Origin of the sequence: Lentilactobacillus kosonis (genome assembly GCF_003864335.1) — a bacterium.
GTDB lineage: Bacteria > Bacillota > Bacilli > Lactobacillales > Lactobacillaceae > Lentilactobacillus > Lentilactobacillus kosonis.
Window position 1 is genome coordinate 360,085 of record NZ_BEXA01000002.1, and the last position, 16,721, is coordinate 376,805.

The window sequence follows — 16,721 nt, forward strand, 5'->3', positions numbered from 1 at the left end:
AATACTAACAGAATGCGCTATGATAAAAAAGATAGACAACCACATCTTTCTGCTGTTAATATAAAACGGTTAATCGAAAATTCAAGGGGGTTTATAATGAGCAAAGTTAAAAACATCTTCCAATCCCGCGTTTCAATAGTTGACTTATTAGTTATTGCATTAGGAACTGCGTTATATTCTTTTGGGATCATCTACTTTAACATCGCTAACAGATTAGCTGATGGTGGTGTGACTGGTATTACACTGATTTTAAAGGCATTATTTAATTTCAATCCAGCCTACTCAACAATTATTGTCAATATTCCGCTATTTTTAATCGGCATGAAGTTTCTGGGAAAGCGTGATATGTTCTACACCCTATATGGCATATTAGCTTTGTCATTCTTCTTATGGATTTGGCAAAGAATTCCTATTCACATTAATTTACAACATGATTTATTACTAGCTTCACTGGGTGCTGGATTATTCGGCGGTTTTGGTTCTGGACTAGTTTATCGGTTTGGTGGGACGACCGGTGGAATTGATATTATCGCGAGATTATTTGAGCGATTCCGTGGCATTCAAATGGGGCAATCATTATTAGTAATTGATGTGTTAGTCCTGTTATCATCATTAATTTACTTAGATATCCGCCAAATGGCCTACACCTTAATTTATATTTACATCTTCTCACAAATCGTTAACTTCACTCAACAAGGTGCTTACACTGCTCGAGGAATCATCATTATCAGTAATCACTCTGAAGATATTGCTGCCGCCTTGATGGATGAGCTTTCACGTGGAGTGACATATTTAAATGCTGAAGGTGGCTATTCTCGGGTTGAAAAACAAGTTATTTATACCGTTGTTTCTCCAAGCGAATTACACAGTCTGAAACAAATTATTGAAACGATTGATAAGCAAGCATTTATTTCGATCATCAATGTGCATGAGGCAATTGGTGAAGGGTTCACTTATAAACGACCTAAGAAATTTAACTTGTTTAGTAAATAAATTAATATAAGTAAAAAAGTGGTAATTAAACTTTAAATGTAAAAGTTTAATTACCACTTTTTGTATCTAATAAATTTAGTAATCAAGCTCTTCATCAAGCATTGATTGCATTTCAAAGTCCTCTGGATCAACTTTCAAATACTGCTTTAGCAACTCGATTTCTTTTTCCCGATTGCCACTTTCACGATAGAAGAAAATGGCATCTTTCAAAATTTGGTATCCGTATCCAACTCCCTTTCTGCAATTTGAAAGTTAGTAGTGGCTCCTTTGATATCATCCTTATGATTGAGGGATATTGCCAAATTATACGACAGATGTGCATCAAACATTTCTTGATCAGCCACTGGTTTCAATAATTCAATATTTTCGTCGTCCTTATCATTATCAACATACCAATCTGATAAACGACTTAAAATTGAAAGATCATCTGGAGCAGTTTCGTGAGCCTTAGTCAAATACTCCCCAACTAACTCCATCTGACCAGCCTGTTTAGCAATTTCACTGGCTTTGACCCATAGCTGCTCATTGTATTGATCATTAGCTAACCCCTCTTGAACCGTTATTAGGGCCTTGTCGACCTGGTTTTGTTCAATGTATGCATCGGCCAAGTACGGATACAGTGAGCTGTATTGTGGTTCATCCTCTCGAATCTCTTCAAACACGTCAATGGCCTTTTGATATTCATTTAAACTAAAGTAAGTGAAACCTAATTCAAATTTAACATCTGAGTTCATATTAATAGTTTTAATCTGTTCTAGATACCCAATAGCTTGTTCGAATTTACCAGTTTGAGCATAAGCGACTCCCAACCGTTCAACTAAGTTAATTGCTGACATTTCTGTAACTCCTGATTTGATTAAATCAAGGTAATACCTGATGGCTTTCTGAAATTGCCGGGTTGCGAAGTAAAATTCGGCCAAGGCCAACCAAATTGCCGGCTCTTCAGGAGCCAACATTTGCGCTTCTAGGAGCTTTTGTTCACTAGTCTCAATAAGTCCCTGGGTCTGGTATAAATCGGCTGATACCATCAAAGAACTAACATATTCGTCGGATTCTGGACTAACAAATGATAGATATTCCAGTGCTTTATCGTCGTCATCTGAATCAATGGCAAGTTCAGCTAGGTTTACCTTAAGCGTATCATCATCAGGATATTTTTTTAGTAGTTGCTCGTAAATTTCTTTTGAATGGTCTGAAAATCCGTATGAGTACAGTTCTTCAGCTAATGAAAATAAATATTCATCAGTATCGTTTTTTAAGGCTAATTTATAATTCTTTTCAAAATCATCTAATTGACCCTTCTCTAAAAAATCAAGGGCAGTTTGTGAATAGTTCATAATGGCCTCCTTAAAATAAAAAAAGCCAGTTCGACAATTGTCGATCTGACTTACCAGATGAACACTATTTTACAGCATCCTTAAGCGCTTTACCAGGTTTGAATGCTGGTACTTTGCTTGCTGGAATTTGGATCTCTTGACCTGTTTGAGGGTTACGTCCTTTACGGGCAGCACGTTCACGTACTTCAAAGTTACCGAAACCGATCAATTGAACCTTATCACCTTTTGCTAAGCTAGCTTGAATAGAATCAAAAACTGCATCTACAGCTGCTGTAGCATCTTTCTTAGTTAAACCAGTTGCAGTTGCAACTGAGCTTACTAGTTCTGCTTTGTTTGCCATAAGTGTATTCACCTCCCTCGAAGATAGGTATGTAAAACATCACAAACTGGATTCATTAAAGAATCAGGATTGCTAAAACGACGCTGTTTCCAACATCATTTCTTTTTCAAAGATAGCATAAGAATACCGTCATTGCAATGTTTTACGCTAAAATTATCTTAAAATAATCATTTTAAGTCAAATCCACCTTCGAAAGCCGAAAATTACTTACGGCTACGCTTTATAAGATGAATTGGCGTTCCAGTAAAATCAAAATGATCTCTAATCTGATTCTCTAAGAATCGAGAGTATGAGAAATGCATCAATTCAGGGTCATTAACAAAGATAACAAAGGTTGGCGGACCAACTGCCACTTGGGTTGCGTAGTAGATTCGTAACCGCTTAGTATTAACCGTTGGTGTTGGATGAATTGCAATTGCATCCATGATAACATCGTTCAATGCAGACGATTGAATGCGGCGCTCATGATTATCATAAACCCGTTTAATCAGCGTAGGCAATTGTTCAATCCGCTGCTTAGTCTTAGCGGACACAAAAATAATTGGTGCATATGCCATGTATTGAAATTCATCACGAATTATTTTTCAAATCAGTCTGTGTGTGATTATTCTTCTTCAAAGTATCCCATTTGTTAACAACGATGACGATAGCTTTACCAGCATCATGGGCATACCCAGCAACTCGTTTATCTTGTTCCCGAATACCTTCCTCAGCGTTAATTACGAAAAGGGCGACATCACTTTGATCAATTGCACTCATTGCCCGCATAACTGAGTATCTTTCAGTGTTTTCATACACCTTACCCCGTTTACGAATCCCGGCAGTATCAACCATAGTAAAGTCAATGCCATCAGCCTCAAATCGGGTGTCAATGGCATCACGAGTTGTTCCAGCGATATCTGATACAATCACTCGATCTTCACCAAGCAATGCATTAACGATTGAGGATTTACCAACATTAGGTCTCCCAATTAAACTAAAACGAATATCACCATTTTCAGCTTCACCAGATAAATCTGGAAAGTTTTGAACGATCTTATCTAATAAGTCACCAATTCCCAATCCATGAACACCAGAAATAGGCAGAGGATCACCACCCCAAAGCGTAAAAATCATAGATATCTTCCCGAGTTTCAGGATTGTCGGCCTTATTTACCGCTAAAACAATTGGTTTATCACTTTGATAAAGAATCCGTGCAACTTGCTCATCATCATCAGTTAAACCAGATTTGGCATCCACAATAAATACAATGACATCGGCTTCTTCAATAGCAATTTCAGCTTGACTTCTAATCTGAGCAGAGAATGGTTGATCATCAATCTGAATACCACCAGTATCGATCATTGCAAATTTAGTAGTTAACCACTCACCGTGAGCATAGATTCGATCACGAGTAACTCCAGGAGTATCTTCAACGATTGAGATTCGTTCTCCAGCAATTCGGTTAAAAATTGTTGATTTTCCAACGTTTGGACGACCAACGAATGCAACAGTAGGCATTTTCATAATATATTCCTCCTTTCCTTACGAAAGAAAAAGATTATCCCGCAAAACGAGGATAATCCTTTTAACTCGTACTTGTTTATTTGTTTTCTGAATCGTTAAGTTCGTTACCGATAATATCACCTAAAGTAAAACCAGATTCTTCATCTGGAGCATCTGCAGTTGAGTTGTCGCTAACAGCATTGTTCTTTTTGTTAGAACGTTTGTCGTTATCTTCGCTCTTAGGTGCTTCAGTTAAAGCTTTAATTGATAAAGCCAACCGTTTTTCTTTCAGGATCAACATCAAGAACTTTAACCTTAACGTTTCACCTTCGCTCAAAACATCACCTGGTGTAGCAATGTGTTCATGAGCAATTTGTGAAATATGAACTAAACCTTCAACGCCTGGGAAAACTTCAACGAAGGCACCAAAGTCTGTTAAACGCTTAACAGTTCCGTCAAGAACTTCACCAGCAGCGGCTTTTTCTTCAATGTTATCCCATGGTTCTGGCAATGTTTGCTTAATTGAAAGAGAAATTCTGTTCTTGTCAAAATCAACTGAAAGAACCTTAACCTTAACTTCTTGGCCAACTTTTAGTACGTCAGAAGGCTTGTTTACTCGTTCGTAAGCAATTTGTGAAACGTGAACTAATCCATCAATTCCACCAAGGTCAACAAAGGCACCAAAATCAGTTAAACGGGCAACCTTACCTTCAACAACATCACCTTCGTGAAGAGTTGACATTAACTTTTCACGGTTAGCAGCGTTCTTAGCTTCAAGAACTGAACGATGTGAAAGGATTAGACGGTTAGTGGCAGGATCAATTTCGATAATTTCTAATTCTAATTCTTGATCTTTGTAATCATTCAAATTATCAACAAAGTGATCAGAAATCATTGATGCAGGAATAAATCCACGAACACCGGTATCAACAACCAACCCACCCTTAACAACTTGGGTAACTTTGGCAGTGATAGTTTCTTTGTTGTTAGCTTTTTCTACTAATTCGTCCCAAACCTTACGAGCTTGTAACGACGTGATGAAAGAAGGTAGCTTCCACCCTCTTTGTCACTACCGATTCTTGAAGTAACAACTAATTGTAGCTTGTCACCGATTTTAATATCTTTAACATCTTGATCAGAAGCAAGTTCACGTTGTGGAACTACTCCTTCAACCCCGGCACCTTCGATACCGACGATAAGTTGTTGGTTATCATCAATGGCTAAAACCTCAGCACTGACAACATCTCCAACGTTAACCTCACTTACACTATTTAATGCATCTAATAAATCGTTATTTTCGTTATTGGCGTTTTCACTCATCAAACATTTCCTCCTTGAAACAACTCTATCCCTAAGTTTATCTTATATTGGTTATAAATGCTAGTTTAATCACCAATTAGTTAGAATTGAGTTGATCTTTTATTACAGAAGCAATTTTTTCGACCACTTCTTCAATGGAAAGTGATGTGGTATCAATTTCCACTGCATCTTCCGCCTTAGTTAATGGCGAAATTTTTCTATGGGAATCTTTATAATCCCGTGCTTCAATTTCTAATTGTAACTCATCGAGCGGAGTATTGATTCCTTTTTCGATGTTTTCTTTGTAACGACGCTGAGCTCGTTCTTCAACACTGGCGATTAAAAAAATCTTCACTTCAGCGTTAGGCAGAACGGTTGAACCAATATCGCGTCCATCCATAACAACTGCGCCATTGGCCGCAATTCGTTGTTGATCCGCACTTAGTTCTTCTCTAACTGTACTAATTGCGGCAACTGCCGAAACTGAGTTAGTGACGTCTTCCTGACGAATGGCTTCGGTAATATCTTCACCATCAATAAAAACCAATTGGCCGTTTTCACTTGGAGAAAAACTGATTTCAGTTGATTTGACGATTTCGGAAATGGCGGCTTCGTTGTCTAAAGATATTCCACTCTTAATTGTTTTATAGGTGATTGCTCGATACATTGCTCCAGTGTCAACATAAATGTAATCAAATTGTTTAGCAACTAATTTGGCAACGGTGCTCTTACCAGCTGATGCCGGTCCATCAATTGCTACTTGTAACCCATTTTTGTGCATTTTTAATTTTCCAATCCTTAATTATTTTACCCGTAGTTTTTGACCCGGGTGTAATTGGGAACTTGAACTCAAGCCATTCATCTTCATTAGCTGATCTACAGTCAAGCCATGATTAACAGCTACTCGATAAACTCCTTGGCCAGCTTGAACCGTGGCATAATCGCTATTTGAACTACTAGAATTACTACCTGAGTTAGTCTGTGAATTACTAGCAGTGTTTCCATAGTTAGTCGAATCAGTTGTAGATGAACTATTTGACCCCGACTGACTATTTTGCTGCGTTTGGCCGCTATTGTCAACATTATAATTTCTTTGCGAACTAGCATTACTTTGACTTGTTTGATCATTATTTGGATAAGTTGAACGACTAGTTTGAGAACTAGAAGCATTGGCAGTCGTTGTTGTATTAGCGTTGGAACTCGACTTTGACTTGTTACCAGTTGTCGTTTCTTTGTTGGTTACCCGAGGTTTTGATTCACTTTTGCTAGCTGAAGTTGATTTTTTTTTGATTCAGCCTTGGAAATCATTGCTACAGAAGATGAATTAGTATTTCCATTATCATTCCTACCCATAGCATTTTGTCTAAACATTCCATAGGTTAGTGCAATTAATGAAATTATGACAATCAATGCAACTACAATAATAGTAATTAAATTATGGTTACTGTTTTCCTTACGGAGTTTGACTCTTGAAAGATTACCATCTTCATCACGATCTTCAGAAAAAGTTTGATTCCACGGTTCTTTTTCTTCGGATGGCTTTTCGTTTTTTAAGCCCCATATTTTCTCCTCCTTTAGATGTCTATAACAAATTTTATCATTAATTAAATCAAAGCTGTAATTAATTTTTTGATAAAAATAGTTGTTCAATAACCTGATGCCAATTTTCAACTGATGAATCCAAGGTAGGTTTAGTGACATTAATTAAATGGTCGTTAACAAATCGTTGCTTGTTCACCCAGAATTCACTATCTAAGTCACAACAAAAATCCGATTCCGCAGTGAAGCCGGTTTGAAATGACGCTAATAATTTTTCCCGTCGACACGTAACTGACGTAATATAATCAATCATTTGACTCAATTCGACCAGCCGCTGATTTTTTCGACGTTCGTAAATCTCCTTAACTTTATTTAAGGGGACCTGATGCTGAATATAATATTGAAGAACCCGATAGGAATCATCATTAAATTCTATATCTGGGTGTGCATACGCATATTCAATTTCATTATTTGTTGGAATAGTCTTATCAAGTAAACCCAAGTGAATAAAACGATCATCATCACTAAATAACGCCAATGCAATCCCCTTCTTGCCATCTCGACCACATCGACCAATTTCTTGCATATAGCTCTGTAAGTTAGCAGGAATATGAAAATGCACTACAAACCGAATGTCTGGTTTATCAATTCCCATTCCAAAAGCACTAGTGGCACAAATAACATCAATTTGATCATTCATAAATTGTTGTTGGACTGAGTAACGGTCTTCATTACTCATTCCTCCATGATACGCTAACACTTTTAGCCGAGTAGCTGCTGTCAACTGTGCTGCAACCGCTTCAGCCTTGGACCGACTTGAAAAGTAAATAATTCCCTTGCCCTTGACTGTGGCTAAGAAGTCTTTTAAAGTCGTAATTTTGGCCTGCTCATTGGACACAATCTTTGCAGCTAAGAAAATATTGGATCGATTGACGGGTTGGGCCTCCACGTCAACCTCTCCCATATTAAATCCTAGCTTGTCAATGACATCCTGTTGCACCTCAGCTGTTGCTGTGGCTGTGATCATTAACGTTAGCGGGGTTTTTAAATGCTGCCTAATGCTGCCAAGATCTTGATACTCTGGTCGAAAGTCAGGTCCCCATTCGGAAACACAGTGCGCCTCATCAATCACAAATAATCCAATCGATATTTTTTGAAAAATTCAAGTACATTCGGATTTGACAACATTTCTGGTGAAATATAAATGTACTTATATTGAGAAAGGTGGTGTAAGACCGTCTGCTTTTCAAAAAAAGAAAGTGTTGAAGTCAACGCAACTACTCGCTTTTCGCCTAAGAACTGCATGCGCTGAACTTGGTCTTGCATTAAGGAAATTAATGGTGAAACTACCACCACCGTGCCAGAATTAATTTTGCCAAACAATTGATAAATCAGCGTTTTACCGCCACCAGTGGGCAAGATTGCGAACACATCATCTCCATGTTGCAATTTAGTAAGAACTTCTAACTGTCCTGGACGAAAATCCGTGAACCCAAATTCTTGATGCAATGTTTTTAATAAATCAACTGCCATTTTCACGGCTCCTCATTATCTGATACATTCGAAATTCAAAAAAATCAATGTTTAATTGCTTTTCTAATGTTTGATCAAACTTCCATTCAGTCACTAATTGTGGGGCTCGTTTATCCAATTCGACAATTGTTTGTCGCGATAATACAAGTTTAAACAATGGTCTAGGATCAGTTAGTAATATAGCGCATTCCAATAAATGTTCTTTGACGGTCGTAATTTTCACCTGTCGCTTACTAGCAATTTCGGCTAATGATTGATTACGCGATCTTAAAAACATGTCGCGCGTTAATAACGCACTATGAGAAAGTTGATCTTTTTCAATTCCTTGAAACAATAGTTCTAAGGCCGGATTATGTAAGTTAGCGAATTCTCGGACCATCAAACAATCACCAATATACAACCAAAGCCAAACCTCATCAGGCTCAAATCCTGTTTGATCAGCAATTTGCTTAGTTGTTTGCCCGAAACGAGCATGACCAATTAAAGTTTGCGCATAGTGATTGGCCAATTGCGGAGGCATTATTTCAAGTCCGCTGCCACCCATGTTTAATCAATTCAATCAAATCAGTAGATTTGTTATTAATAAACCATCGTTTAATCAAACTATCATTCAATAAATCAACCGATTGCGGATAGTAATGGGTATTTTGATAACTATACTCAGAAACAACTTGAGTAGCTAAAATAATTCGTTTTTAAATAACGAAACATCATAGTGACCGGCGATCATTAATAAATTAGTGTCGCCAATTCGTTCAAGCAAAGCTTCACGTTTCAGTTCGCCATCAGAAGTTAACTGAATAAAGTTTTGTGCTGGCTCAAAAATCAGCCCCGCCTGCTTCATTCGTTTAATCTCAGCATCAAGATTATCAATTTTGAAACCATGAAACCCATCCAAATAGTCTAACAAACCATAATTGAAACCCCAGTACAAATTAGAGACCGTTTTTTACCAATTAAGACATTAAAAATGGCCTTAATTCTGCGCGGCTCCGTGACTGAACAGAATATTAAAATTAGCATTTCAACTTTCATAATTCTCCTAAAAAAACAATTACCTATTTGGGTAATTGTTTTGCGTAATTAGTGATTTCGTTTAAACGCTGGTAATAAGTGATCTTTTAGTAATAAAAATATAATTGTCACAATAATTCCCTTGATGATATTAAACGGTGCTACCCCATACAGAAGAACGACATTAAGTGGCACAGATAACTTCATATTCATCAATTGCATATATAGGGGCAAAACAAACAGCCAATTTAAGACGGTCATTACAATCGTGATTGATAGCGTCATTGAGATTATCATAGTTAAGTTTTGGGCCCATTTTTTAAATTTACGAGTTAATCTGGCAACCAGCTCATATCCCAAAATCAAAGTGAGTGATGAAATAAATGCCGCAGCTACACCAATAAAATTAATTATTGAAGCGCCCGTAGTAATCCAATATAAGACAGCCTTGATTCCGGCAACAATAATTCCTGACACGGGGCCAAAGACCACCGTAGCCATTAGAATTGGGATATCACTCAAATCAATTTTCATCCATGGTACAAACGGAATAATCGGCATCGAAATGAACATCAGAATATACGAAAAGGCCGATAAGACCGATAACTGAACCGTTCGTGAAATTACCATTTGGTGCTTTGTACTTCTTTCCATTGTAAAAACTCCCTTTTAACAATGGCAATCTTCAAAAAAATCCCGACACGAATGTCAGGACCAAATTGTATTAATACAATCTTCTGCATACCAGACTATACTGTCGGTACTGGAATTACACCAGCTCAACCGCATTGCTGCGGGTCGCGGACTATCACCGCCGGTCGGGAATTTAACCCTGCCCTGAAGACTAACCAAATTATTTTATTAATTAAAATATATCAAATCTATCGTTAAAGTCAATCAAATGTTACTTATCATTTGTAAGTTTCTTTAATTGTTCCACTTCATGGGGCTTCAACCGACGATATTCACCAGGCGTGAGCCCATTTAAGTTTAAAAATCCATAGTCTGTCCGACTAAGCTTTTGGACTGGATGCCCAACAACGTCAAACATTTTTTTAACTTGATGATTACGACCTTCATGAATTGTTAATGACACAATTGATGATTTGCCATCGTCCCCAGGTTTAACCAAACTTGCTGATGCCTTGGCAGTCTTTTTTCCATCAATCATGACACCATCGCGTAATTGTTTAAGATCAGGAATCGTTATGGTCCCCTTAACCTTAGCAACATACGTCTTATCAACTTCATACTTAGGATGGGTTAACTTATTGTCTAAATCACCGTCGTTAGTTAACAACAATATTCCCGATGTATCATAATCTAGCCGACCAACTGGGTAAATTCGGTATTCAACATCTTCAAAAAAATCGAGAACCGTTTTACGTCCCTTGTCATCTGAAACCGTAGTAATTACGCCACGAGGCTTATAAAACAAATAATAAACTGGTTCTTCTTTTTGAATTTCAATTCCCTTGACCACAACGGTATCACTCGCAGAGACCTTGGTTCCGAGTTCTTTAACAACAACTCCGTTCACCTTAACCTCACCATTAGTGATATACATTTCAGCCCTTCTTCTTGAGGCAATTCCGGCTTGAGCAATTGCTTTTTGTAATCTTTCCATCTATTAATTTCCTACCTTTACTTGCTGTCAATTTCCCGATTAAAACGTGTCATTAAAGAATCACTTGTATCTTCGGTTAATATCTCATCCTTAGGTAATTCAGGTAAGTCCGTCTTAGACTTTAACCCAAAATAATCCAAACAATAATTAGTTGTCTGGTACGTTTTGGGATTACCGATTTCTTTTTTGATTCCCGCAACTTCAACTAATCCTTGGTTTACTAATCGATGTATAATTGCAGAGCTATTCACACCCCGAATCTCATCAACTTCAATTCTGGTAATTGGTTCATTATACATAATAATTGCAACTGTTTCTAATGCGGCCTGTGACAAAACTCTGGGCTTATTGTCAATGATAAAGTCAGCCACAAACTCTTCAAATTCAGGTTTGGTCTGAAACCGGTAAACTTCGTCACTTACAATTAACATTAACCCTGAATTATCATCATTTGCTAGTGACTCGCCCATTTCAGTCAATCGTTGACGACAAGCAGGTTTAGACGAGGAAACACTGTGGGCAATTTGAGATAATGAAATACCATCGTCACCAGCGGAATAGATCAGGGCTTGCATTTTCGCATACGTGGTTGGCAAGCTAAACATCTCCCTTGGTTATTTTTATTGGATCAGATCGATTAGTTTGCGATAATTTAATTTCTTGATACTTGGCCATCTCTAAAATTGCTAAAAAGTCAGTAATTACTTCTTCCGAAGTGGCTGCCAGTTCGGTCAGTTCATTGAAAGTAATGCTACTCGAATGTCCCATAATTTGTCTGATGGCCTCAGTTTGACTTTCGATAGTATATTTCCATTCATGAACAACCGTGGACATTGGTTGGTTATATCGAAGACGTTTCAGTGCATCCACAAATGCTGCCATTAGATCTAATCTATTGAATGGTGATGGTTCAAGCAAAGAAGCAGGTTGCTCGTCAACGGTTACCAATGACCTAGTATAACTTTGCCGTCGCTTGGATTCACTCTGCCTAAAAAAGTTGCTACTTTTTTATACCGTTGATAATTAAGCAACTGTTGAACTAAGTCTTCTCGTGGATCGTCTTCATCATCATCAAAATCAACTTGTGGCGTTGGTAGTAGCATCTTTGATTTAATCAGCATTAACTTAGCAGCCATTATCAGGTAATCACCAACGATATTTAAATCCAAGCGATTTGCATCATAAATGTACTCCATATACTGATCTGTAATTTCAGCAATTTGAATATCATAAATATCCATTTTAGATTGCTGAATTAGGTGCAATAACACCTCTAATGGGCCATCGAAATCCGTTAAGTGTAGTTCAGGTAAGCCTAGGTCACTCATACTTTAGTCTTCTCCCAACTTTTTAAAATGTTGTGAGTACTAAAACTACCAACGATTTGCTTATCATTAAAATAAGCGGCCAATTCATCTAACATCCGATTACAACTAGCCTGGCTTTGACTTTGCGGGGTCAACAATAGCTGATGAATCACGACTTGATTAGATAACTCCTCAATTCCTAGTAACCCTGCCCAATTGCGAGCATCATTTTGCCAAAGAAAAATTTGCCGTTGATCCGCCTGGTCATACCAGTCCATTTCCTGATTGACTAAATCCATATTAGGAAATTCCGTTATCAGAGAAAGTAAGCCCATCGTAATTTTTTCATAGTCCTTACGATATTGATAAAGCATTTTTGATCCTCCTAGCTTCGTGGATGATATTGTCGATAAACGTTCGCCAAATGTTTTTTGAAACATGCGTGTAGATTTGGGTGGTTGAAATATCCGAATGTCCAAGTAATTCTTGCACAATTCGCAAGTCAGCCCCATTTTCTAATAAATGTGTTGCAAATGAATGGCGAAGTGTATGAACAGTCACATGGTGTTCAATCCCCGCAATAGCAGCATATTTCTTAATCATTTGCCAAATTGCTTGTCTAGTTAACTGATGACCTCGAGCGTTTAAAAAGATAGCTGCCGTATTAGTTCTACCCTGGAGCAGTCCTGGCCTCACTTCATCAAGATACCGTTCAAGCCACTCCTTAGCAATATCAGAGATTGGAATGATTCGTTCCTTATTCCCTTTACCAATTGTTTGAATTAAACTCATTGGTAAATGAAGATCCACTAATTTTAAATTAATTAATTCAGATACCCGCAGTCCGGTTGCATACAATACTTCTAAAATCGCTCTGTCCCGAAGGCCTAGTTTTTTAGTCACATCTGGAGCCTCTAAAAGATTATTTACCTCGTCAACCGAAAGCACATCCGGAAGGGTTTTAGCCTGCTTAGGTGCGTCGATCTTGGTCATTGGGTCACTATCGATTTGATTAAATTGATATAGATAGGCAAAAAACTTCCGCAAACTAGACACCATGTGGATAATCGTATTCCGTGATTTATGCTGCTTTTGCAAATCCTCAAGTAAATTCAAGATATCATATTGATCGATTACCCCAATCTGCGATTTGGTTAGCGCAAAAAGGTCACGGCTTCAGTTAAGTCTTGACGATAACTGTTGATTGTATTATCTGACAATCCTCTCTCAACCCGCAAATAATGCAAATAATCTTGAACTAACTCATTCATCTTAATCCCTATCTTTTAAAATGATTTTTCCATCTTCTTGGGTGATCAACCGTTCCTTTAACAAATGCCCTAGTGCCCGTTTGAAGGCACCCTTACTGATGCCAAAGAAAGTTTTAATTGATTCAGGCTCACTCTTATCAGAATATGGTAATTCTCCATTGGTGCTGTGTTGCAAAACGGCCAACACCATTGCGGCATCATCGTCAATTGCCTTATATGCCTTAGGTTTAGTAGACATGTTTACAGTTTGATCCCGCAATTGGCCAATTATTCGGCCTTCAACTACCTCGCCTAAACGGGGTTCTTGAACTCGCTCATCAGGATGTAAAAAGGCTAGTTCATAGTTATCAGTTAACAATCTAGTACCGGCCATCTTTAATCGATAAGCAGTTCCCTTGATGGGTTTATTATTAACCACCTTTTTGGGTTGTTGAGAAATTGCCTGAAAAATTTCTTCATCAGCAAGGTGACCCCAAATCCGGCCCTTGTTGTCAACTTCCAAATCAATCATCAATCTATCGCCTTCCTTAGGCCATAAATTAGTCATTGTTGGTAATTCATCCAAAGAAACTACAACATCCTTATTAGGTAAACCAATGTTTACAAAGACTCCCAAACCGTGGTGTTGCTTCACCACGGTAGCAAAGCCATAATGGTCCCGTCTAATATCCGGAACCTGTCGGGTTACTTGTAATTTATGCTGTTCATTTTCGTAAGTAAATCCGGTAAACATTGAACCTAGTTTAAGAGGCTTTTCGATCTCTTCCTTGGATAACATGAAGGTTGTTCCCTCAATTTGGACAAAATAGCTGTCATCATTTTCATCAGTTACCTTGCCAGTTAAAACATTTGCTAATAATTCGTTCATATAAATCTCCATTCAAGACATTATTAAGTTCATTCTACACGCTTTTTCATGTGAGTGCTAATTACACTACTTTAAAGCAATTGTAGCATATAGGCAACAAAAAAGTGGAACGGAGAAAATCTCCGTTCCACTTTCTAGTTTTAACTAACAGTTCTTTAGATTGAGCTTGAAGCACCGTGGTAGATTACTCCACGACGTGAGTCAACCGTGATTAATTCACCATCAGAAATCTTGCTGGTAGCATTTGATGCACCAACAATTACAGGAATTCCCATAGAAATTCCAACAACCGCTGCGTGTGATGTTAAACCACCATTTTCAACAACAACTGCTGAGGCTTTTTCAATAGCTGGCAAGTAATCTTTGTCAGTTGAGCTAGTTACTAAGATGCTACCTTCAGTTACTTTGTTGTTAGCATCTGAAGCACTCTTAGCTAAAACGGCCTTACCGATAACAGTCTTGTCACCAACACCTTGGCCTTGAACTAACTTTGAGCCAATTAATTGAACTCTCATCAAGTTAGTAGTACCACTTTCGCCAACTGGAACACCGGCAGTAACGATGATTAGATCGCCTTCCTTAGCTAAACCAGTTTCAACGGCTTTCTTTGAAGCAAGTTCAAAGATTTCATCAGTACTCTTAACTTCGTCAACAAGTACTGGATGAACACCCCAGTTAATCATTAATCCACGACGAGTTTTTTCATCGAAAGTGATTGCTAAGATATCTGCATCTGGATGGTACTTAGAAATCATACGTGCAGTGTATCCTGAACGAGTAGCCGCAACGATAGTGTGGATACCAAGTTCTTTAGCAACTCGAGCAACTGAGTCACCAATTGATTCAGTAACATCGCTAGCATCGAATTTTGGACGAGGAGTACCAAAGTCAGCAAATGCATTTTCTGACTTAACATCGATTCTGGCCATAGTAGCAACAGATTCAACTGGGTAATCACCGTTAGCACTTTCACCAGAAAGCATAGTTGCATCAGTACCATCAAAGACAGCATTGGCAACATCAGATGCTTCGGCACGAGTTGGGCGTGGGTTTTCTTGCATTGAGTCAAGCATTTGAGTAGCAGTAATAACTGGCTTACCTAATGCGTTACATTTTTTAATTAAAGTTTTTTGTACCAAAGGTACGTTTTCAGCAGGAATTTCAACACCCATGTCTCCACGAGCAATCATTAAACCATCAGAAACCTTGATGATTTCGTCAAAGTTGTTGATTCCTTCTTGTGATTCGATCTTAGGGAAGATTTGAACATGTTCCATATGCTTTTCTTCAAGCAATTCACGGATATCCATAACATCTTCAGGCTTACGCACGAATGAAGCAGCGATAAAGTCGATGTTATGATCCAAACCAAAACGGATGTCGCTTGAATCTTTTTCAGTAATACCAGGTAAGTTAATTGAAACACCTGGAGCATTAACACCCTTACGTGATCCAAGAAGACCATCGTTTTGAGCAGTAACAACTAATTCATGAGTAGCGTCATCTTTCTTTTCAATCAATGTGTCCAACAAACCATCATCAAATAGTACGTGACCACCTTCATGAACATCATCAAACAATCCTGGGTAAGTGATTGCGATTTTTTCTTTAGTACCTTCGATGCTGTCATCCATTGAGATACGGAAAGTATCGCCAGTATGGAATTCAAGCTTACCACCCTGTTGTACAGTAGTACGAATTTCAGCACCCTTTGTATCAAGCATAAATCCAACTGTCTTACCAGTCTTCTTTTCTGCTTCATGGACGTTGTTCATGCGGCCTTCATGTTCTTCATGATCACCGTGTGAAAAGTTAAATCGGAAAACGTTTGCGCCTGCTTCGATTAGTTGAGCAATAGTGTCAACGTCAGTACTTGCGGGACCAAGCGTACTTACGATCTTTAGTTTTCTTCATAAGAAATATCTCTCCTTGTTTGATGGACACCCAATTCGTGGATTATCAATAACCAACACGAATTAGTTTTCCAAATTGATTTCAACCAGTATTTTATCACTTTTAAACCGGTATGTCTGCTCATTTTTAACAGCCATTATTCAGCTAAAAATATGAACCCATAAATAGCAACAAAGAAAAGGCTTTCACCATT

General features: G+C 38.0%; 16 protein-coding genes, 4 pseudogenes and 1 riboswitch. Of the genes and pseudogenes, 1 reads left to right on the forward strand and 19 read right to left on the reverse strand.

The window, feature by feature from the left end; genetic code table 11:
• The first annotated feature begins 96 nt into the window (after positions 1-96).
• On the forward strand, positions 97-993 hold the full coding sequence (locus tag NBRC111893_RS04750) for a YitT family protein (RefSeq protein WP_125008187.1): 897 nt from the start codon (positions 97-99) through the stop codon (positions 991-993).
• Between the two features lie 75 nt (positions 994-1,068).
• Here NBRC111893_RS04750 and NBRC111893_RS11965 read toward each other — a convergent pair whose 3' ends face one another.
• The 19 genes and pseudogenes from NBRC111893_RS11965 to pyk form a co-directional block, all read right to left on the reverse strand.
• Positions 1,069-1,203 (reverse strand): hypothetical protein, encoded by a 135-nt coding sequence (locus NBRC111893_RS11965; protein ID WP_305775319.1) that lies wholly within the window; start codon positions 1,201-1,203, stop codon positions 1,069-1,071.
• The gene (locus NBRC111893_RS04755) at positions 1,200-2,330 is read right to left on the reverse strand and encodes a tetratricopeptide repeat protein (protein WP_305775320.1); all 1,131 of its coding nucleotides are present in this window, start codon (positions 2,328-2,330) and stop codon (positions 1,200-1,202) included. Before NBRC111893_RS04755 ends, NBRC111893_RS11965 begins: the two co-directional genes overlap by 4 nt.
• 64 nt (positions 2,331-2,394) lie before the next feature.
• Positions 2,395-2,670 carry a non-specific DNA-binding protein Hbs gene (hbs, locus tag NBRC111893_RS04760; RefSeq protein ID WP_125008188.1) on the reverse strand — a complete coding sequence of 92 codons (276 nt, stop codon included), beginning with the start codon at positions 2,668-2,670 and terminating at the stop codon, positions 2,395-2,397.
• Positions 2,671-2,873: 203 nt separating this feature from the next.
• A pseudogene (gene der, locus NBRC111893_RS04765) lies at positions 2,874-4,177 on the reverse strand (ribosome biogenesis GTPase Der).
• A 76-nt stretch (positions 4,178-4,253) separates the two neighbouring features.
• Positions 4,254-5,476 (reverse strand): annotated as a pseudogene (gene rpsA / locus NBRC111893_RS04770) (30S ribosomal protein S1).
• 76 nt (positions 5,477-5,552) lie between these two features.
• Positions 5,553-6,236 carry a (d)CMP kinase gene (gene cmk, locus NBRC111893_RS04775; protein WP_125008189.1) on the reverse strand — a complete coding sequence of 228 codons (684 nt, stop codon included), beginning with the start codon at positions 6,234-6,236 and terminating at the stop codon, positions 5,553-5,555.
• A 458-nt stretch (positions 6,237-6,694) separates the two neighbouring features.
• Positions 6,695-7,126: a hypothetical protein gene (locus tag NBRC111893_RS11175; RefSeq protein WP_225417578.1), complete on the reverse strand. Its 432-nt coding sequence runs from the start codon at positions 7,124-7,126 to the stop codon at positions 6,695-6,697.
• A complete protein-coding gene (locus tag NBRC111893_RS04785; protein WP_225417579.1) occupies positions 7,077-8,126 on the reverse strand; it encodes a helicase-related protein in 1,050 nt (349 codons plus the stop codon). The genes NBRC111893_RS11175 and NBRC111893_RS04785 overlap by 50 nt, the downstream gene beginning before the upstream one ends.
• The gene (locus NBRC111893_RS11180) at positions 8,123-8,527 is read right to left on the reverse strand and encodes a DEAD/DEAH box helicase (protein WP_225417580.1); all 405 of its coding nucleotides are present in this window, start codon (positions 8,525-8,527) and stop codon (positions 8,123-8,125) included. Before NBRC111893_RS11180 ends, NBRC111893_RS04785 begins: the two co-directional genes overlap by 4 nt.
• The gene (locus NBRC111893_RS04790) at positions 8,517-9,071 is read right to left on the reverse strand and encodes a helix-turn-helix domain-containing protein (protein WP_125008190.1); all 555 of its coding nucleotides are present in this window, start codon (positions 9,069-9,071) and stop codon (positions 8,517-8,519) included. The genes NBRC111893_RS11180 and NBRC111893_RS04790 overlap by 11 nt, the downstream gene beginning before the upstream one ends.
• Positions 9,072-9,206: 135 nt before the next feature.
• Positions 9,207-9,461, reverse strand: a complete 255-nt coding sequence (locus tag NBRC111893_RS04795) for a hypothetical protein (RefSeq protein ID WP_125008191.1) — start codon at positions 9,459-9,461, stop codon at positions 9,207-9,209.
• Between the two features lie 149 nt (positions 9,462-9,610).
• Positions 9,611-10,195, reverse strand: coding sequence for an ECF transporter S component (locus NBRC111893_RS04800; RefSeq protein WP_125008192.1), 585 nt, complete (start codon positions 10,193-10,195; stop codon positions 9,611-9,613).
• A 74-nt stretch (positions 10,196-10,269) separates the two neighbouring features.
• A riboswitch (FMN riboswitch) is annotated at positions 10,270-10,390 on the reverse strand.
• A gap of 55 nt (positions 10,391-10,445) precedes the next feature.
• Positions 10,446-11,168: a pseudouridine synthase gene (locus tag NBRC111893_RS04805; protein ID WP_125008193.1), complete on the reverse strand. Its 723-nt coding sequence runs from the start codon at positions 11,166-11,168 to the stop codon at positions 10,446-10,448.
• A 17-nt stretch (positions 11,169-11,185) separates the two neighbouring features.
• Positions 11,186-11,773, reverse strand: a complete 588-nt coding sequence (gene scpB, locus NBRC111893_RS04810; protein ID WP_125008194.1) for an SMC-Scp complex subunit ScpB — start codon at positions 11,771-11,773, stop codon at positions 11,186-11,188.
• A pseudogene (locus NBRC111893_RS12110) lies at positions 11,766-12,496 on the reverse strand (segregation and condensation protein A). Before NBRC111893_RS12110 ends, scpB begins: the two are co-directional and overlap by 8 nt.
• A complete protein-coding gene (locus tag NBRC111893_RS04820) occupies positions 12,493-12,849 on the reverse strand; it encodes a reductase (protein ID WP_125008195.1) in 357 nt (118 codons plus the stop codon). Before NBRC111893_RS04820 ends, NBRC111893_RS12110 begins: the two are co-directional and overlap by 4 nt.
• An 11-nt stretch (positions 12,850-12,860) precedes the next feature.
• A pseudogene (gene xerD / locus NBRC111893_RS04825) lies at positions 12,861-13,746 on the reverse strand (site-specific tyrosine recombinase XerD).
• 1 nt (position 13,747) lies between these two features.
• Positions 13,748-14,614 carry a CvfB family protein gene (locus NBRC111893_RS04830; RefSeq protein WP_125008196.1) on the reverse strand — a complete coding sequence of 289 codons (867 nt, stop codon included), beginning with the start codon at positions 14,612-14,614 and terminating at the stop codon, positions 13,748-13,750.
• 155 nt (positions 14,615-14,769) lie between these two features.
• Positions 14,770-16,512: a pyruvate kinase gene (pyk, locus tag NBRC111893_RS04835; protein WP_125008197.1), complete on the reverse strand. Its 1,743-nt coding sequence runs from the start codon at positions 16,510-16,512 to the stop codon at positions 14,770-14,772.
• Positions 16,513-16,721: the final 209 nt, after the last annotated feature.